The 17,596-nt window shown below is 71.6% G+C and carries 21 protein-coding genes; 6 read left to right on the plus strand and 15 right to left on the minus strand.

Annotation, left to right across the window (positions count from 1 at the left end):
- Positions 1-80: 80 nt before the first annotated feature.
- From JAN01S_RS05760 to JAN01S_RS05770, 3 genes are all read left to right on the plus strand, one after another.
- On the plus strand, positions 81-758 hold the full coding sequence (locus tag JAN01S_RS05760) for a SprT family zinc-dependent metalloprotease (RefSeq protein WP_068315017.1): 678 nt from the start codon (positions 81-83) through the stop codon (positions 756-758).
- A 108-nt stretch (positions 759-866) separates the two neighbouring features.
- Complete coding sequence (locus JAN01S_RS05765; RefSeq protein ID WP_068315092.1) at positions 867-1,088, plus strand: mycoredoxin; 222 nt, start codon at positions 867-869, stop codon at positions 1,086-1,088.
- Positions 1,089-1,098: 10 nt separating this feature from the next.
- Positions 1,099-1,884, plus strand: coding sequence for a GTPase domain-containing protein (locus JAN01S_RS05770; RefSeq protein WP_244884768.1), 786 nt, complete (start codon positions 1,099-1,101; stop codon positions 1,882-1,884).
- A gap of 126 nt (positions 1,885-2,010) precedes the next feature.
- Here JAN01S_RS05770 and JAN01S_RS05775 read toward each other — a convergent pair whose 3' ends face one another.
- The 8 genes from JAN01S_RS05775 to JAN01S_RS05810 form a co-directional block, all read right to left on the minus strand.
- Positions 2,011-3,276 (minus strand): SAM-dependent methyltransferase, encoded by a 1,266-nt coding sequence (locus JAN01S_RS05775; protein WP_068315023.1) that lies wholly within the window; start codon positions 3,274-3,276, stop codon positions 2,011-2,013.
- Complete coding sequence (locus JAN01S_RS05780) at positions 3,273-4,658, minus strand: FAD-binding oxidoreductase (protein WP_068315025.1); 1,386 nt, start codon at positions 4,656-4,658, stop codon at positions 3,273-3,275. Before JAN01S_RS05780 ends, JAN01S_RS05775 begins: the two co-directional genes overlap by 4 nt.
- Positions 4,659-4,667: 9 nt before the next feature.
- Positions 4,668-5,405 (minus strand): alpha/beta hydrolase, encoded by a 738-nt coding sequence (locus JAN01S_RS05785; RefSeq protein ID WP_068315029.1) that lies wholly within the window; start codon positions 5,403-5,405, stop codon positions 4,668-4,670.
- Positions 5,402-6,664, minus strand: a complete 1,263-nt coding sequence (locus JAN01S_RS05790) for a glutaminase (protein WP_068315032.1) — start codon at positions 6,662-6,664, stop codon at positions 5,402-5,404. Before JAN01S_RS05790 ends, JAN01S_RS05785 begins: the two co-directional genes overlap by 4 nt.
- 79 nt (positions 6,665-6,743) lie before the next feature.
- Complete coding sequence (locus JAN01S_RS05795) at positions 6,744-7,586, minus strand: MerR family transcriptional regulator (protein WP_068315035.1); 843 nt, start codon at positions 7,584-7,586, stop codon at positions 6,744-6,746.
- Positions 7,587-7,603: 17 nt separating this feature from the next.
- Positions 7,604-8,827 (minus strand): endonuclease, encoded by a 1,224-nt coding sequence (locus JAN01S_RS17305; RefSeq protein ID WP_068315038.1) that lies wholly within the window; start codon positions 8,825-8,827, stop codon positions 7,604-7,606.
- A gap of 197 nt (positions 8,828-9,024) precedes the next feature.
- A complete protein-coding gene (locus JAN01S_RS05805) occupies positions 9,025-10,062 on the minus strand; it encodes an NAD(P)-dependent alcohol dehydrogenase (protein WP_068315041.1) in 1,038 nt (345 codons plus the stop codon).
- A 151-nt stretch (positions 10,063-10,213) separates the two neighbouring features.
- Positions 10,214-10,642, minus strand: coding sequence for a MarR family winged helix-turn-helix transcriptional regulator (locus tag JAN01S_RS05810; protein ID WP_068315044.1), 429 nt, complete (start codon positions 10,640-10,642; stop codon positions 10,214-10,216).
- Between the two features lie 110 nt (positions 10,643-10,752).
- Between JAN01S_RS05810 and JAN01S_RS05815 the strand changes: the two genes are divergently transcribed.
- Positions 10,753-11,388, plus strand: a complete 636-nt coding sequence (locus tag JAN01S_RS05815; RefSeq protein WP_068315047.1) for a maleylpyruvate isomerase family mycothiol-dependent enzyme — start codon at positions 10,753-10,755, stop codon at positions 11,386-11,388.
- Between the two features lie 3 nt (positions 11,389-11,391).
- Here JAN01S_RS05815 and JAN01S_RS05820 read toward each other — a convergent pair whose 3' ends face one another.
- From JAN01S_RS05820 to JAN01S_RS05850, 7 genes are all read right to left on the minus strand, one after another.
- Positions 11,392-11,940 carry a hypothetical protein gene (locus tag JAN01S_RS05820; protein ID WP_068315050.1) on the minus strand — a complete coding sequence of 183 codons (549 nt, stop codon included), beginning with the start codon at positions 11,938-11,940 and terminating at the stop codon, positions 11,392-11,394.
- Complete coding sequence (locus tag JAN01S_RS05825) at positions 11,924-12,157, minus strand: hypothetical protein (protein ID WP_068315053.1); 234 nt, start codon at positions 12,155-12,157, stop codon at positions 11,924-11,926. Before JAN01S_RS05825 ends, JAN01S_RS05820 begins: the two co-directional genes overlap by 17 nt.
- Positions 12,158-12,189: 32 nt before the next feature.
- Entirely contained in the window at positions 12,190-12,603 is a 414-nt protein-coding gene (locus JAN01S_RS05830) for a hypothetical protein (RefSeq protein ID WP_068315056.1), read from the minus strand.
- A complete protein-coding gene (locus tag JAN01S_RS17705) occupies positions 12,600-13,565 on the minus strand; it encodes a GNAT family N-acetyltransferase (protein ID WP_084360056.1) in 966 nt (321 codons plus the stop codon). Before JAN01S_RS17705 ends, JAN01S_RS05830 begins: the two co-directional genes overlap by 4 nt.
- A 29-nt stretch (positions 13,566-13,594) precedes the next feature.
- Positions 13,595-14,116 (minus strand): DUF4919 domain-containing protein, encoded by a 522-nt coding sequence (locus JAN01S_RS05840; protein WP_068315058.1) that lies wholly within the window; start codon positions 14,114-14,116, stop codon positions 13,595-13,597.
- Between the two features lie 40 nt (positions 14,117-14,156).
- On the minus strand, positions 14,157-15,122 hold the full coding sequence (locus JAN01S_RS05845; protein WP_157075617.1) for a hypothetical protein: 966 nt from the start codon (positions 15,120-15,122) through the stop codon (positions 14,157-14,159).
- Between the two features lie 115 nt (positions 15,123-15,237).
- The gene (locus tag JAN01S_RS05850) at positions 15,238-16,212 is read right to left on the minus strand and encodes a hypothetical protein (RefSeq protein ID WP_068315066.1); all 975 of its coding nucleotides are present in this window, start codon (positions 16,210-16,212) and stop codon (positions 15,238-15,240) included.
- 142 nt (positions 16,213-16,354) lie between these two features.
- Here JAN01S_RS05850 and JAN01S_RS05855 point away from each other — a divergent pair, with 142 nt between their 5' ends.
- Together JAN01S_RS05855 and JAN01S_RS05860 are read left to right on the plus strand one after the other, a co-directional pair.
- Positions 16,355-16,771 carry a hypothetical protein gene (locus JAN01S_RS05855; RefSeq protein ID WP_068315069.1) on the plus strand — a complete coding sequence of 139 codons (417 nt, stop codon included), beginning with the start codon at positions 16,355-16,357 and terminating at the stop codon, positions 16,769-16,771.
- 75 nt (positions 16,772-16,846) lie between these two features.
- A complete protein-coding gene (locus JAN01S_RS05860; protein ID WP_244884769.1) occupies positions 16,847-17,548 on the plus strand; it encodes a C40 family peptidase in 702 nt (233 codons plus the stop codon).
- Positions 17,549-17,596: the final 48 nt, after the last annotated feature.

Consider the following 17,596-nt stretch of genomic DNA (forward strand, 5'->3'; position numbering starts at 1 on the left):
AACCTCCCGTCCAGCCGGGGTTATTCCACAGCCCCACGGCGCGAAGGGGGGTTGTCACCCACGCCGCCTAATCTCCTGCCATGGACATCGGGGAGGCACGGCTCATGGCTCGCGAGCTCATGGACGAGCACGGGCTGCACGACTGGCACCTCGTCCTCGACCGGGCCAAGAAGCGCGCGGGCGTGTGCCGCTCCGCCGAGCGCACGATCGGCCTGAGCGCGCCCCTGACCCGACTGCACTCGGCCGAGCAGGTCCGCGACACGGTCCTGCACGAGATCGCCCACGCCCTCGTCGGTCCCCGGCACGGGCACGGGCCCACGTGGCGGGCGATGGCGCGCCGGGTCGGCGCCTCTCCCGAGCGCTGCCTGCCGGAGGACGCACCGAGCGTCCCCGGGGCCTGGGTGGGCACCTGTCCTGCCGGCCACACCATCGACCGGCACCGGCGCCCGACCCAGGTCAGCTCCTGCCGGCAGTGCAGCAGCAGATTCGACCCGGACGCCGTCTTCACCTGGACCCACCACGGCGTGCCTGCGGTGATGTCCGCCGCCTACGAGCGCCAGCTCACCGCGCTGCGCTTCGCCGCCGAGCGCGAGGGGTCCGGGGACGCGGTGTCCGTCGGTGACCGGGTGCGGGTGCTCACCCCGGGGCGCTACCAGGGGTTCGTCGGGGTCGTCGTCAAACGGGGCCGCACCCGCTTCCACGTGCGCGGCCGCGGGGCGGTGCTCACGGTCCCCTTCGACCACGTCGAGGCCGCCTGAGGCGCCCCGGGTGCGGGATTTCCGGGGAACTCGTGGTTGGCTGGTGGGGTGAACGTGCGCGAGATCCTGCCCCCCGGCCTCGACCTGCCCGCTGACGGCACGGTCACGATGTTCTCCACGAGCTGGTGCGGCTACTGCCGCCGGCTGAAGTCGCAGCTCGACCGCGAGGGCATCGGGTACACGGAGATCAACATCGAGACCACGCCCGGCACCGCCGAGCTGGTCGAGACGATCAACGCCGGCAACCAGACGGTGCCGACGGTGCTCTACCCCGACGGCTCCTCCGCGACCAACCCCTCGCTCGCCGACGTCAAGAAGGCGCTGGGCTGACATGGCGCGCATGTCCTCCGCCACCCGCACGGCCGTCGGCACGACGATCGCCGGCACCGCCCTGTCGGCGCTGTCGACCGCGCCGCACCAGCTGAGCCACCTCTTCCGGGGCCGCTTCCCCGCGGTCGCCGTCACCGGGATGACCGGCGTCGGCAAGACCCGGCTGGCTGACCGGCTCGCCCGACGCACCTCCGCCGAGAGCACGGTCGAGGTCGGCTCCGCGACGATGGAGCGGCGCACGCGGCGCTCGGCGAAGGGGCGCGGCTTCCGCTTCCGGGTCGTCCCCGGCGACAACGCCGCGACGCGTCTGGGTGCCCTCGACGAGGTCTTCCACGATGACCCGGTCGACGGCGTCCTGCACGTCGTCGCCTGGGGTCACGCCACCCCGCGGCGCACCGGCGGCACCACCGGCGAGGGTCAGGCCACCCGCGAGGAGCAACTGGCCGCCGAGCTCGAGGACTGGACGATCACCGCGCACCGCATCGCGTCCATGGCGCTGCGCCGTGACAAGCCGGTGTGGCTGGTCATCGTCGTCACCAAGTCCGACCTCTTCCCCGACGACGTCGACGAGGCCGTGCGCTACTACTCCCCCGGCAGCGGGTCCCCCTTCGCCGCGAAGCTGGACGAGCTGCGCTCCCTCGCCGGCGGCGCGCGCCTGTCCGTCGACGTGCTGCCGATGTGCACCGAGCCCGGCGAGGCGACGGGCAAGGCGGCCCGCAAGGACGCCGACAAGCGTTGCAGCGCGATGCTCACCGCCCTCGAGACCCGGATGGCCCAGCTCAGCGGGCACGTCTGAGTCGGTTCCACCCGAAGGGGGCAGACCGACCCCGGCCCCGGCCGACGTCCCCGCCCACCCGCGCATGTGCCCGGGGAGATGCGCGTCCGTCAGGGACATCCGCGCATTTGCCCGGGGAGATGCGCGTCAGAAGGTGTGCCGCAGCGGGTAGCCGCTGCCCCCGCGGTCATCGGTCCTCGTCGCGAGGATGTGCGTCAGCTCGACATCACGCCGCTCGAAACCGATCCGTGAGCCGACGAGGTACAGGCCCCACAGCCGCGCGGTGCCCTCACCCACTTCGGCGACGGCCTCGTCCCAGTGCTCGACGAGGTTGTCGACCCAGCCGGCGAGGGTGCGGGCGTAGTGCATGCGGAAGTTCTCCGCGTGCTGCATCTCCAGCCCGGCGTCCTGCAGGTGGGTCAGGACCGTCCCCGAGCCGGTGAGCTCCCCGTCCGGGAAGACGTAGCGGTCGATGAAGGCGCCGGTGCGGGTCGAGCGGTTGTGGTCGCGCGTGATGCAGTGGTTGAGCAGCCGACCGTGGGGGCGCAGCCGCTCCCGCAGCGCCGCGAAGTACGCCGGGTAGTTGCGCACCCCGATGTGCTCGGTCAGGCCGATCGAGCTCACCGCGTCGAAGTCGCCCTCGGTCACGTCGCGGTAGTCCATGTGCCGCACCTCGGCGAGGCCGCCCAGGCCCTCACGCTCGATGGCCTCCTGCGCCCAGGTGGCCTGCTCCCGCGAGAGCGTCACGCCCAGCGCCCGCACCCCCTGCCGGGCCGCGTGCCGCACCATCCCGCCCCAGCCACAACCGACGTCGAGCAACCGCTGCCCCGGCTGCAGGTCGAGCTTGCGCGCGATGAGCTCGTACTTGTGCTCCTGCGCCTGCTCGAGCGTCGCATCCGCCGTCGGGTAGACCGCACACGTGTAGGTCATCGACGGCCCGAGCACCAGCTCGTAGAAGCGGTTGGACACGTCGTAGTGGTGGTGGATCACGTCGGCGTCGCGGGAGCGGCTGTGGCGGACGCCTTCGACGAACCGACGCCAGGGCGGCAGGTGCTCCTGGGGCGGAGGCGGTGGCGGGTTCAGGTGCTGCCACCCCAGGCCGCGCACGAGGGCCAGCGCGTCGGCCGGGCCGGGCACCCGCCACCGGTCGGTGCTGCTCATGAGGTCGAGCACCGGGTAGAGGTCGCCGGGGTGGAAGCCCGTGCCGACGAGGTCGCCCGCCACCCAGGCGCGGGCCATGCCGAGGTCGCCGGGTGCGGTGAGCAGGTAGCGCAGGCCGCGCTCGGTGCGCAGCTCGAGTCCGATCGGGGCATCGGGCGGCCCGGCATCGCTGCCGTCGTAGGCGGAGAGGCGCACGGGCAGGTCCGCCGGCATGATGTCCGCCAGCGCATCGGCGATCCGGATCGCGCTCACTGGGTATGCACCACCTTGTCGTGGAGACCGGTCAGGCGGCCGGTCGGGTCGTAGCGTCGCCGGACCTCGGCGAGCGCGATCCCCCCGTACAGCTCGTCGAAGACCTCGCGCGGGTGGAACGCCTCCGAGTACAACGACTTGTGGCCACCGAGCTCGTGCACCTTGGCCTCGATGGCGCGGTTGGTCGGCCCCTGCGGGGCGTCGTCACCGACGTGGACCGTGCCCCAGAACCCGACGTTGACGTAGGTGCGGCGGGGCTCGAGCGGGTAGCCGGGCCACGTGCGGACGTCGCCGTCGACCTCCCGCAGACGAAGGGGGCACAGCCAGACCGGCCGCATGCCCACCTCGGCGTCGAACCACTCGAGGAACTCGGGCAGGCGCTCACCGAGCACCTCGATGTCCTGGATGACCCGCTCGCGCTGCGGGCGCCCGGCCCGACGGTCGAGCCGCCCGACGACGTCGAACCGGCGGTCGAGCCCGACGAGCCGGTGGTAGACGTCGGAGCGCCGCCAGCGCCGCGGCCAGACCCGTCGGACGAGGGGATGCTGCACGCCGAAGGCGCCCGAGCACCAGAACCAGTCGGTGTCCCACCGCCACAGGTAGTCGTGCATCGTCAGCAGGTCGCGCGTGCGCTCCTGCAGCGAGCGGTAGTAGATCTGCTGGCCGGTGTAGTCGCTCGTCGGCCCGTCCTCGTCGGTCCAGGTCGCGAGGGTCAGGTACACCTCGTCGGGAGCAAAGGCCGCCCCGTCGAGCGCGTCGACGCGCACGCCCGCGTGCTCGCCGGCCTCAACGATCTTCTCGATCGCCCCGGTGGCAGACGTGACGTCGTCGAACCGTAGGTGCCGCAACGCCACTCGCGGCGGCACCGCCTCGAGCTCGATGTGCAGGCGGGTCGCGTAGCCGAGTGACCCGTAGGAGTTGGGGAAGGAGCGGAAGAGGTCGGCGTGCTCCCCGTCCGGCCGCGCGGTGACGACCTCCCCGGACCCGGTGAGCACGTCCATCTCGAGGACCGACTCGTGCGGCAGACCGTTGCGAAAGCTCGTCGCCTCGATGCCCAGCCCGGTGACCGCGCCACCGAGGGTGATCGTGCGCAGCTGCGGGACGACGAGCGGGATGAGGCCGTGCGGGAGCGTCGCCGCGACGAGGTCCTCGTAGGTGCACATGCCCTGCACCTGCGCGGTCCGGGTTGCCGGGTCGACCTCGATGACCCCAGCCAGCCCGGAGACGTCGAGCCCGGGGGTGTCGGACGCGGCCCGCGCCCGGAAGAGGTTGGACGTGCGCTTGGCCAGGCGCACCGGTGCACCGTCGGGGATCGCTGCGTGCGACCGGACGAGCTGCTCGACCGCCGCCTCGTGGGCGGCCCAGCCGACTATCTGCACCATGCACACATCCTAGTCCTCGAGGTCCTGCGTGACGGCACCCCCCGCGAAGTCGGCCACGACCCGCAGGCACTCGCTCGGCGCCTCCCACAGGTCGTTGTGCGTGCGCCCGGGGACGACCACTCGCTCGGCCGTCGCCAGGCCGAGTGCGAGCTGCTCGCTCATCGCGGGTGGGACGAGGTCGTCGCGTTCGCCGTGCACGAGCAGCGTTGGCACGTCGATGCGCTCGATCAGGGTGTCGGTCTCCCAGCCGTCCGGCACGAGCCTGCGGGGGAAGATCCGCACCACCCGCTGGACCATCGCGGTCATCGACGTGAACGGGGAGACGAGCACGAGTCTGCCCCTCCCGGCCCCATCGCTCAGCAGGCCCTCGGCGGCGAGGTGCGCGGCGACGGAGGACCCGAGCGACTCCCCGACGAGCACGGTCCGCTCCGCGACGAGACCCTCGGCCCGCAGGTGCGCCAGGCCGTCGCGGGCGGCGTCGAGGATCGCGCGCTGGCTGATCGGCCGACCCGCGGCCGGCCCGTACCCGGGGTACTCCACGGCGGCGAAGCCGAGCCCGTGCCGAGCGAAGAGGCCGGCGAGCGGGCTGATCGAGGCCAGGTCCGACCCGTTGCCGTGCAGGTAGACGATGGTGCGCCCACCCTCGGGGGCGCGGTGGTGGATCAGATGGGTGCCACCCTTCGTCGTCTCGTGGTCGACACCGGCGAAGGGCGGGACGGGATAGATCAGGCGGCGCAGCACGGTCACACCGACGAAGGGAGCGGCTCGAGCAGGCGGCCGTCGCCCGGATCGGGATCGGGCAGGACGTCGTCGGGATCGACGAGATGGACCTCGTAGCCGTCGAGCCGCATCCGCCGGGTTGCCTCGAGGAGCATCATCCGGGCCGGACCGTGCAGGGCGTGCACCCCGGAGAGGTCGATGGCCACCCGACGCTCCTCCAGCGGGTGCTCGGCCAGGCGGCGCAGGATCCGCTCGGCACCGGTGAAGCCGATGGTCCCGGAGAGCTCGAGGACCCGCACCGCATCATCACCACTGCCCTCCACGCGCGTGGCGTGCACGACCGAGCGCGCCGGCGGCGCGACCTCCATCAGGTGCAGCCCCATGTCGCGGGAGAGCCGCTCGAAGACCTCGATCCCGCGCACGCTGTTGCCGTGCGCGTCGAGCCGCGGAGAAAAGGTCGCGATGCCGACCTGGCCGGGCAGGGCACCGATGATGCCGCCGCCGACGCCGCTCTTGGCGGGGATGCCGACGGAGGAGACCCAGTCGCCGGCGGAGTCGTACATGCCGCAGGTGAGCATGACCGAGAGCAGGTGACGCACCTGGTCGCCGGAGAAGACCCGCTGACCGGTGACCGGCTGCACGCCCGCGTTGGTCAGGGTCGCGGCCATGACCGCGAGGTCCTCGGCGGTGACGAGCACGGCGCACTGTCGGGCATAGGCGCTGACGACCTCTTCGGGAGAGTCGCTGATCATGCCGTGGCTGCGCAGCAGGTGGGCGATCGCGAGGTTGCGGTCGCTCGTCGTCATCTCGGAGCGCCACACCTCGTCGTCGACCGCGAGCTCGCGACCGGCGAGGTCGCACAGCAGGCGGTGGATCGCCTCGAAGCGCCCCATCGGGCAGATGTCGGGACCGCCGATCATCGCGTGCGTCGTGATCGCCCCCGCGTTGATCATCGGGTTGCGCGGGCGGCCGGTGCTCGGCTCGAGCGACAGCTCGTCGAAGGGGTCGCCCGACGGCTCGACGTCGACCTTGGTCAGCACCGCCTCGAGCCCGAGCTCGCGCACCGCCAGCCCGTAGGCGAAGGCCTTGGAGATCGACTGGATCGTGAACTCGTGCCGGGCGTCGCCGACGGAGTAGAGCGTGCCGTCGACGGTGGCCATCGCGACGCCGAAGCGGTCGGGGTCGACGGTGGCCAGCTCGGGGATGTAGGAGGCGGGTTCGCCGGAGGTCGTGACGGCACAGGCGTCGGCGACCTCGGCCAGGTAGTCGGGCACGGGAGAGTGCATGCCCCGATCCTGTCAGGCCCGCTGGCGAAGGGGTGACCGCGCGTCGAGCTGCGCGGTCACCCCCCTTCGTCCGGTCGGGTCAGGCGAGCGGCACGCAGACCTCGGTCACGAGGTCCTCGGGTGCGGCCTGCGAGGGGTCGACGAGGTAGCGGTTGAACCCGAGCGTCGCGATCGGGTCGTCCAGCCCCTGACGCGGCGCGGGGGTCAGGCCCGCGGAGCGCAGGTGCTCCTCGATCCGGGTGTGTGCCTCGCTGATGAGGGTGTAGGGGCCCTCGACCCGCGCCATGACGACCTGCTGCTCGGGGAGCTCGTGCACCTCGAGCGGCGCCTCGACGGTGGTGCCCGCCGGGACCGGGAGCCAGATGGACAGGGTCGGGTCGGACTCGCGGTACTCCGGGTCGTGCTCGAAGACCCCGCAGGGACCGATGGGGGTGATCTGCTGCTGCCCGACGGCAGGCATGAGCTGCCCCCACAGGCGGCCCTCCTGGTCGTAGGCGGGGACGGTGCCCCTCAGGGCGACGACGGTGCGGGCCGGGACGGTCTCGCGGGTGACGGTGATGGTGGACATGGTGGATCCTTCCTGATCCAGGAGCTGGTCGATGAGTGCCAGTCGCTCCCGGGCGGCGCGCAGCTCGTCATCGAGGGCCGACCGTTGCAGGACCAGAGCCTGCCGGTAGCTCTCGGTGCCGCGGGCGGCGAGGAGGACCGAGATGGCGGACACGGTGAACCCCACGTCGCGAAGGCGGCGGACGTGCGCCGCCTCGACCAGCTGCTCCTCGACGTAGCGGCGGTAGCCGCTGCTCGGGTCCACCTCGGCGGGCACGAGGATGCCGTGGTCGCCGTAGTGGCGCAGCATCCGCACGCTGAGGCGGCTCCGGGAGGAGAACTGCCCGATCGACATGGGCTTCGCGGTGTCGGTCATGGACCCAGCGTGCTGCCTCACACGATGTGAGGGTCAAGACCGCCCGTCAGAAGATCGACTCGACCCACTCCGGGTGGTCGACGAAGGGGTTGCGGTTGCCCTGCCAGTTGCTGAAGATCCGCTCGTTGCGGCGCTCCTCGAAGGCGCTCGGCGGGTCGGTCTCGTTCCACTCCTTCAGGACCGAGAGCCTGCCCATGTAGGGAGCCGAGCCGTTGTCGACCTGGTCGTTGACCTCGAGGTCGGCGAAGCCGTCGTCCCCCCTCGTAGCGCACGGCCATGTAGAAGATCATCCGCGCGACATCACCCTTGACCGCGTCGCGCGGCTCCCAGGAGTCGGAGTCGCTGTGGTTGCCGGGTGCTTCGTCGTTCTCACTCCCGCCGTTGTCGAAGTCGAGGTTGCCGCGGTCGCTGTTGACCGTCACGTCGGTCGGGCGCAGGTGATGCAGGTCGGTGCCGGGTCCGGCGGCGGTGCGGAAGTCGCCGTGGCTCTTGGCCCAGACGTGCTCGCGGTTCCAGTTGTCCACTCCCCCACCGTTGTTCGACTTCGGCGAGCTGGTGCCCTTGTAGAGGAGGCGAACGCTGCTCGTGTCCTGCGGGTCCTCGTCGACGTCCTTGATGCCGTCCCAGACCTCGGAGTACGAGAGCACCTGCTGGTCGCTGATGATCGTGTGCAGCCGGTCCTTGAGCGCCTGTCCGCTCAGCCCCTCGGTGCCGGTGTAGTAGCTGCCGGGGTCGGTCGGCTCGCCCGGGTCACCCGGCTCCTCGGGCTCCTCCGGCTCGCTCCCGTCGGCGAGGGCGATCGTGCTCGGGCCCTTCAGCCCCGCGTGGGAGAAGTAGGCCTCGAGGGATCCGGTGACGTCGACCTGCTCACCCCTGAGCGAGGGGTTGGAGGCCAGGCCCCACTGCGAGCGCAGCGCGGACGGGATCTGCACGTAGAGCATGCGCGAGGTGTCGCTCTCGGACGGACTCGCCGCGATGGCCATCGCGTAGTCGTTGGGGAAGCCGCTCGTCACGACCTCGTTGCTGGCTACCGGCTGACCGACGACGTATCCGCGGACGGTCTGCGTCGAACCGTCCTGCCGGCCGATGGCGTCGGCGACGGTCAGGGGCGTCGCCGTCGTGGCGAGGGCGGTCGTGGACTGCGTCGTGGCCTGGTCGGCGGCCTGCGACGGGAGCGACGGGACGGCGACCAGCGCGGCGGCGCCGGCCAGGCCGACGAGGCGACGGAGCGTGCGGGACATGGGTGGACCTCACGGGTGGGCGAAGGGGGGTCGCGCCCATGCTCCCGACCCGCACCTCCCCGAGGGTGAACGGGAGGTCAGGGATGAGTCGAGGTTCCCCCTTCGTCACGCGGCGGCGCTCCCCGGCACGCGCTCCACGGACTCGGGCACGCACTGCACGGTCACCCTCGACGGGTGACCGTGCAGCGACCCGGGCCTCAGATCGTCGCGGCGTCGATGACGAAGCGGTAGCGCACGTCGGAGGCGACGACCCGCTCCCAGGCCTCGTTGACCTTCTCGGCCGGGATGACCTCGATCTTGGCGCCGATGCCCTTGTCGGCGCAGAAGTCGAGCATCTCCTGGGTCTGCGGGATGCCGCCGATGTTGGACCCCGCGAGCGAGCGGCCGCCCATGATGAGGGAGAAGGCCGGCACCTCGAAGGGCTCGACCGGTCCGCCGACGTTGACGAGCGTGCCCTCGGGCTTGAGCAGGCCGAGGTACTTGCGGATCGGCAGCTGCGCGCTCACCGTGTTGAGCACGAGGTCGAACTTCCCGCGCAGGTCCTTGAAGGTCTCGTCATCGCTCGTGGCGCGGTAGTCGACCGCGCCGAGCGCGAGGCCGTCCTCCTGCTTCTTCAGCGATTGCGACAGGACGGTCACCTCGGCGCCGAGCGCGACGGCGAGCTGGACGCCCATGTGGCCGAGCCCGCCGAGGCCGACGACCGCGACCTTCGAGCCCTCGCCGACGCCCCAGCGGCGCAGCGGCGACCACGTCGTGATCCCGGCGCACAGCAGCGGGGCGGCGACGTCGAGGCCGATGCCCTCGGGGATCTTCAGCGCGAAGTCGGCGTCGACGACGATGTGCGTCGAGTAGCCGCCCTGGGTGATGGTGCCGTCGCGGTCGGTCGAGTTGTAGGTGCCGACCTGCTGGGGGCAGTACTGCTCGTTGCCGGCGCGGCACTGCTCGCACTCGCGGCAGGAGTTGACCATGCAGCCGACGCCGACCCGGTCGCCGACGGCGTGCCGGGTGACCGCGGAGCCGACCTCGGCGACGGTGCCGGCGATCTCGTGGCCGACGACGAGCGGGTACGGGGCCTCGCCCCACTCGCTGCGTGCGGTGTGGATGTCGCTGTGGCAGATGCCGGCGTAGGCGATCTCGATGAGGATGTCGTTGTCCCCGAGGTCGCGACGCTCGATGGTGGTCGCCTCGAGGGGTTCGGTGGCGGACGGAGCCGCCCAGGCCTTGACGGTGCGCACGATGCATTCCTCTCGGATGACGAAGGGGGGACCTGCCTAGTCAACTCCTCGCCCCCCTTCTCTGCCAAACGCAGGCCAAGCGACCGCATTGCCGTCGGGAAATACGGTCTGTTGACGTCGAGACCCTGCAGTGCCGTAGGGCAATGCGGTCTCAGTGCCCCGCCTCGTGCGCCCACTCCGGGTCGACGACTTCCCTGAGGTCCTCGAGGGCGCGGCGAAGGGCGGCGGCGCGCCGGGCGCCGAGGACCCGGGTCCACTCCTCGTCGGTCTCGACCTCCGCCGCGCGGGCGGGCGGGACGAGTGCGGAGCCGCGGTCGGTGAGGACGACGAGGCGGGCGCGGCCGTCGCTCGGGTCCGGCTCGCGGGTCACGTACCCGGCCTCCTCGAGCTTGTCGACGAGCGCGACGGCGGTCTGCTTGGCCACGCGGGCCCGCTCGGCGAGGACGACGAGACGGGTCCCCCCTTCGTCCATGCCGGCGAGCAGGCGTCCCTGGGCGCGGGTGATGTCCTCGTGCCCGGCCTCGCCGAGCCGCTCGAAGACCCGGTCCTCGGCCGCGCGGTGGGCCAGGAACATCAACATGCTGAGCGGTAGCCGACGGGCCACGGATTCCCTCCTCGGAGCCCTTCCCACGGACTCTTAATAGTCCTAGGATCGTACTACTTGATGGGTCCGCACAGCGGGAGGACGCCATGGACACCGACATCCTGTGGGCAGCCGTCGACACCCGGCGCCGCTACCTCGTCGACCTCTTCGAGACGCTGACCCCACAGCAGTGGGACACCGCCTCGCTGTGCGCGGGATGGACCGTCCGCGACGTCGCCGGCCACCTGACGATGCTCGACATGTCCACCCTCGACATCGTGCGGCTCGCGCTCCGCCACCCCGGCAGCACCAACAGGCTGATCCACAAGGGCTCCCAGGAGATCGCCAGCCGCCACTCGACCGAGGAACTCGTCGCCAAGATCCGCGCGCTCATCGGCAGCCGTCGCACCTTCCCCGGACTCGGAGGGATGGAGGCCCTGCTCGACCTGCACGCGCACACCCTCGACGTCACCCTGCCCCTCGGCATCGACCCCGAACTGCCGCCCGACCAACTGGCCCCGTGCGCCGACCACGTCATCGGCTACGCCGGCGGCAGGAACAGCAAGGTCTTCGCCCACCTGCCCATCGACGGCGTCACCCTGCGCGCGACCGACACGGACTGGACCCATGGCACCGGACCGGAGGCGAGCGGTCGCATGCAGGACCTCTACCTCGTCGTCACCGGCCGCCGAGCCGGGTTCGACGGCGTCACCGGACCTGGCGTGGCGGCCCTGCGCGACTGAGGCTCAGCGGGACTCGGCCGGCAGGCCGGTGTCGCGCACGAGGTAGACCCAGGGGAAGGCGCGCACGGCGACCTCCCAGCCGTCCCGCTCCCAGCGGCGCATCGGCCCGGTCCACACGATGCGCTTGTGCTCCCACTGCGTCGGCGTGCGCCGCACCCGGTGCTTGAGCATCCCGGCACCCACGGTGCGCCACCCCTGGCGCCCGGCGAGCTCGAGCTCGGCCATCTCGTCGAAGGCGGTGACCGGACCGAGCCAGCGCTCGGCGTCCTCGCCGTCCTCGGCGTCGACCGCGACCCCCTTGCGGTCACCGAAGCGCTGCTGGGCCGCCTGCCGACTCATGCCGAGCTCCGCGCCGAGCGCGGCCCAGCTGTGGCCGGCCGCCCGGGCGGCGAGGACGGACTGACGCAGCAACTCGGCGACCTCGTCCTCCGCGGCCGCGGCGCGCCGGACGAGCGCCAGGTGCTGGGCCGGGTCACCATCGGCGTCGAGGCCCTGGAGGATCGCGGCGCCGAGGCCCTCGGCGAGGCGGTCGCGCTCAGCCCCGGTCGTCACGACTCGGCAGCCAGGTCTCGGGGGTCTCGCCACGGTCGGCCCGGCCGTCGGCTCGGTGCCGCATGCCGAGCCCGTAGACGCCGAGCAGGACGAGCGCGAGCCCGGCCCCCTGCAGCATCCCGCCGAAGAAGCCGTCGATCCCCACGCCGACGACCAGCGCGACCGCACCCAGGCCGACGAGCACGCCGAGGGGTGTTCCGTTGCCCTTGAGGTTCATGCGTCAACCCTAGGTTGACTTCTGACGTGACGTCAACCATTCATTGACAGGTTGTGCGGCGGCAGCTCGCCCCGTCGGATGAGCTCGGCGACGGCCTCGATCCTTCGACCGCTCTCTCCCCAATCTCCCGCTTCGTCCTCCCAGACCGGATCCCAGCCGCGTCGGGCCTCGACCCGCCAGTGCCGTCCCAAGACCACCCGCCCGAGCACGACGAAGGGCAGCAGGAGCAGCAGCAGGAGCAGCTCGAGCGCCACGAGGACCGCCAGGACGACGAAGGGGATGAGCAGGAGCAGCAGGAGGCCGCCGATGATCGCGCTGATCGGGTCATCACCCAGACCGTCCACGGTCGGCACGTCGCCCCAGTTGTCGACGTGCGCCTTGCGCCGCCACGGCATCCACCGGCGCGAGACGCGCCACGTCTGACCGGCGGGATCGACCACCTTCATCGAGCACCTCCGCCGGCGACGACCAGGCGCAGCAGCGGTGCCGCGTCGTCCGGCAGCGGCTGGCTCGGGTCGGTCCAGCGGACCTCCTCGATCTCCGCGGCCGGGGCGACCTCGGGCCGAGTCTCCCCCTCGAGCACCGGGTGGCGGAAGACGCTCGCGATGAGCGAGCGTCCGGCCTCGTTGGCCGCAGCCGTCCGGTGGACGGCGACGAGCTCGAGCCGCGCGCGGTCCAGCTCCAGGCCCAGCTCCTCCTCGACCTCGCGCACCGCGCACTCGGCGGGCGACTCCCCCGGCTCCGGCTTGCCGCCCGGATGCATGAAGGCCGCGGTCCCCCGCTTGCGCACGGTGAGCACCGCCCCTTCGGCATCGGGGAGGACGACGGCGCTGACGACGATCGCGTCCCCGACATCGCGCGGACGATCGCTCGCGAGGGCGGCGTGGACGAGGGAGTCCGTCCACTCCCCCTTGCTCCAGTAGTCCTGCCGATGGGTGGCCTCGAGCCGCATCCCCAGTCGCTCGCACAGAGCGGCCGAGCTCGTGTTGCGGGCATCCATCTGGGCCACGACACGGTGGACCCCGTAGCGGGCAAAGGCGAGCTCCAGGACCGCGCCGGCCGCCTCCGTGGCGAACCCGCGACCGGCCACGTCGGGGTGGAAGGCCCACCCGATCTCCGCGGTCGCCCCCGCCGGGTCGATGGCCCACAGGACGACGTCACCGACGACCCTCCCTTCGTGCTCGACGACGAGGGCGAGGGCCCGCGAAGGGGTGTCCAAGCCGGTCCGCGGGATGCGCTCGGCGAGGTGGCCGGGCGCGGAGGTCGGCGTCCAGGGTGGGGTGAGCAGGTACCGCGCGACGTCGGGGTCGGCGTAGTAGTCGAGCAGCGCATCGAGGTCGTCCTCGGTGTGCGCCCGCAGGGTCAGGCGGTCCGTGCGCAGCGGCAGGAAGTCATCGGGCACGGGCACCGCATGCCCCCTCCCGAAGGCCGACGCGATCAGGTTCTCGGACGGTCGATGACGAACCACACGGGACCGTCCTCGGTCTCGTGCCGGTCGACGACCCGACCATCGACGGTGCTCGCGGACTGCCCGCCGGGGGTGATCCCCTTCGCCCGCATGACGTCGTACTCGTCCGCGACGCGCAGGACCGACCACGGGCTCTCCTCGGTCCCGTCGCCGGTCAGTAGAACGCTGCTCACGGCGATCTTGGCCATGGTGTTCTCGCGCCGGGCCGCCTGCTCGTCGCCGAGCGCCTCGAGGGCCGCGGAGAGCGCGAGGTGGGCCGTCGGGTTGAGCGCCGCACCGGGCATCTTCGCGGTCACCGCGTCGACGACCTCCTGGTGGCGACCGGCCTCCATGTGCTGGGTGACCTCGCCGAGGAGGTTGAGGTCGGGGTCGAAGGTCGCGGACCCGACCACCGCGGCGCGCAGCCGGGTGAGGTGCTCGAGGTCCTGGTTCTCGAGGTAGTCGGTGACGAGGTCGCGAAGGGTGGGTGCTGCCGTGCCGTTGTCGCTCATGCCTGCTCCTGTGGGTCGGCGTGGGTGAGGGGTCGGTTCGTCACTGGGAGGCCTCCACGATGTCCTCGAACTCCTCGATCGTCAGGTCGTCGATGTACCGCTCTCCCGCCCGGCGGGCGTCCACCTCGGTCGGCTGGTCGAAGTAGGCCTCGTACTGCGCGTCGATCTCGGCCTGCGTCATGTCCTCCGCCTCCTCCTCGGAGGGCGGGGACTCGTAGTTGTTCTGGTTCTCGTGCCAGGTCTCCGCCTGCTCGTCGGTGAATCCCTCAGGGGCCTCGGTCTCGGCGCCGAAGAGTCGCTGCAGCCAGTTCGGGACGGCTTCGTTCGTGACGTCGTGCTGCTGGGCGTGGCGCATCTCGTGGACCGCGGTGTTCATCGCCATCCGCGGGTCGTTGGCGGCCGTCTGCGGGTTGATGCGCAGCTCCCCGCTGCTCTCGCTCCACGTCCCCGCGTACCCCTTCTCGATGAGCTCGTCGTCGAAGATGATCTCCGGAGGCGGGTCGATCCCCATCTCGGCCGCCTGCCGGTTGACGATCTCCTGCAGGACCGCCTGCTGCTCCTCCGGCTCGAGCGCCATGTAGGCGTCGTAGATCTCGGGGTCGAGCCTTCCGTAGTCGAGCTCGTAGTCCCCCTCGTAGTCGGGGCTGCCCTGGGTGCCCTTCGGGAGTGGCGCGGCGCCGCCCCCTTCGCCCGTTCCGCCGCCGGCGCCGCCCGACCCACCGGCGCCCTGACCCTGGCTCGTGCGGTCCTGCTCCTCGGCATTCCGCTCGGCGCCGTCGGCCATCGTCCGGATCATCTCCGAGGCCGAGTACACCGCCCGCTCCGCCGTTGGCCAGCCCTGACCGACGAAGTGCTCGAGGTCGGGACCGGACCAGTTCCCCGCGAGGATCTCGACCATCCCCCGACCCGTGGTCGCCACGTCGCCGAGGAGCTGGGAGCTGTTCGTCAGCTCCTGCCCCACCTGCCTCAGCCGATCCGCGTCCGCTCCATGGCTGACCGTCGCCATCGCCTTTCCCTCCTGCTCGTCATCTTGTCGAGCTCGAGCCTATGCCGCCACCGAGGCGCTGTAGATGGGGAGGAGTCCCCGGGGACCGGCGCTGCGCCGGGTCGGGTGCTGCCGCTCAATGGGGAAGGGAGGGGTTGGGGCCGTCGTAGTCCAGGTTGTCCTGGCGCTCCTCAGCATCCTCGAGCAGGCGGTCGAGCTCCTCGGGAGTCATCCCCTCGACGAACTCCGAGCCCTCCTCCCGGGCATCGACCTCCACCGGCTGGTCGAAGTACCGGTCGTACTTCTCCTGAGCGGCCGCGCGGTCGTTCTCCCACTCCTCCTCGGTCGGCGGGGACTGGTAGTCGTCGAAGTTCTCCTTCCACTCCTGCACCTCCTCCTCGGTCGTCCCGTGGTCGCACTCCGGGTCCTCCCAGGGGAAGGTGGGGTCGGCATCGCGGATCGCCTCGTGCTGTCCGCCATGGCGCATCTCGTGGAAGACCGTGTGCAGGACCATCGGGTCGTCCATCATGTCCTCGTTGATGACGACCTCGGGGCCCAGGAACCAGTTGCGCTCCCGCCACACCCCGTTGCCGTCGATGCTGTCGTCGATCCGCACCGCCGGGTTGTCGATGCCGTAGTGCTCCGCCCGCTCACGGATCGCCTCCCGGACGATCAGCTCCCGCTCGTCCTCGGTATAGCCCTCCCACGCCTCCCGCACCTCGGGGGGAAGCTCGCCATAGTGCTCCGCAGGGCGCGACTGACCATCGTCGCCCTGCCTCCGGTCACCCTGCTCCCCGGGAGCGCCCGACCCTCCGCCACCACCCGTCGCGCCGCCGTCGGCGGCACTCGCGCCCTCCTGCTCGTCGGCCTCGCCGACCACCGCGTCCCCCATGGCACGGAGCATCTCCGAGCTGTCGAGGACGACCTTCTCCGCCATCGGCCAGTCCTGCCCGACGAAGCAGTCAAGGTCCGGTCCCGACCAGTTGCCGACGAGCAGCTCGGCCATGCCCCGGCCCGACGTCGCCACGTCCCCGAGCAGCTGCGAGCTCGTCGTCAGCTCCCGCCCGACATCCCTGAGTCGCTCGGCATCGGCACCGTGGCTGACGGTCATCGTTCTCCCCTGGTGTGGTGTGACTGCGGCTCGCCGTCCGACCTTATGCACGGCCCTCGCGAACGGGAAGGGGAGAACTCCCCATCGCGCCGCGCCCTCCCTTCGACCATGATGGATCGCACCGACCACCTGAGGAGCGAGCATGTCCTACCGCCGTCACGGACGCCTGATGCTGCTCCTCCCCACCCTCGCCCTCGCCCTCAGCGGGTGCGGCGGCGACCCCGGCGCCGGAGAGGACGCGACCATGCACCTGGAGATCACCGCATCGGACTCCCCGGACGTCGTGCGGGTGGATGCCGCCGAGGGCGCCTCGACCACCATCGCCAACAGCCTCGTCGGCGACTTCGACGTCGAGGTGGAGTCCGTCGACGGAGACGCCGTGGAGTTCTCGACGAGCGAGGACATGGCGCCGGAGGGCAAGACCGGGGGGATCAACCTCAACGACACCCGGAGCGACTTCACGGTGGCGAAGGGTGACGAGGTGAAGTTCTCCACACCCACGACCGATGCGGGCACGACGTGGACGGCGACCCTCGAGGAGGGTCCGGCACCCTCCTGATCAGGCACGACGGTCGACAGGACCCTCGTCACTTGGCGTTCACTGAGTCGCCCCTGAAAATTGCCTGACCTCCCCGTGACCTTTTCGTGTCCTGATGAACTGGTCTTCATCACGCCTGCTCCCCGCACCGCCTCCGCGATGGGCCTCAGCGGGTCCTCGAGCAGCGGCAGCTCGCGCTCCTCCTCCGGCAGCACGACGCGTACGAACTTCTCCGGCCTCGTCCGTCAGGGCTCGCGCGGCTCCGTCGTCAAGCAGATCCAGCGCAAGGTCGGCATCTCCGCCGACGGCGTCTTCGGGCCCGCCACCCGCAGCGCCGTCCAGCGCTGGCAGCGCAGCCACGGCCTGACGGCCGACGGCGTCGTCGGCCCGGCCACCGGCTCGCGCATGGGCCTCACCGGCTCCTCCAGCGGCTCGTCCGGCGGCAGCAGCTCCTCCGGCAACACCTCGAGCAGCTCGGTCCTCGGGACCGCCGCCCGCTACGTCGGCCACTCCTACCGCTACGGCGGCACGACGCCGTCCGGCTTCGACTGCTCCGGCTTCACGAGCTATGTCTTCCGCCAGCACGGCAAGAGCTTGCCGCGCACCGCCGAGGCCCAGCGCCAGGCGGCCACCCGCGTCTCCTCGCCGCGGCCGGGGGACCTCGTCTTCTTCGGCGCCCCCGCCTGGCACGTCGGCATCTACGCCGGCAACGGCCAGATGTACGACGCCGGCAACTCGCGCACCAATGTCTCCAAGCGCGCGATCTGGACGAGCGCCGTCACCTACGGTCGCGTCTGATCCGCAGGACGCTCCACGACGGCGGGCCCCCACCTCCCGAGGTGGGGG

This window comes from Janibacter anophelis NBRC 107843 (assembly GCF_001570945.1).
Taxonomy (GTDB): domain Bacteria; phylum Actinomycetota; class Actinomycetes; order Actinomycetales; family Dermatophilaceae; genus Janibacter; species Janibacter anophelis.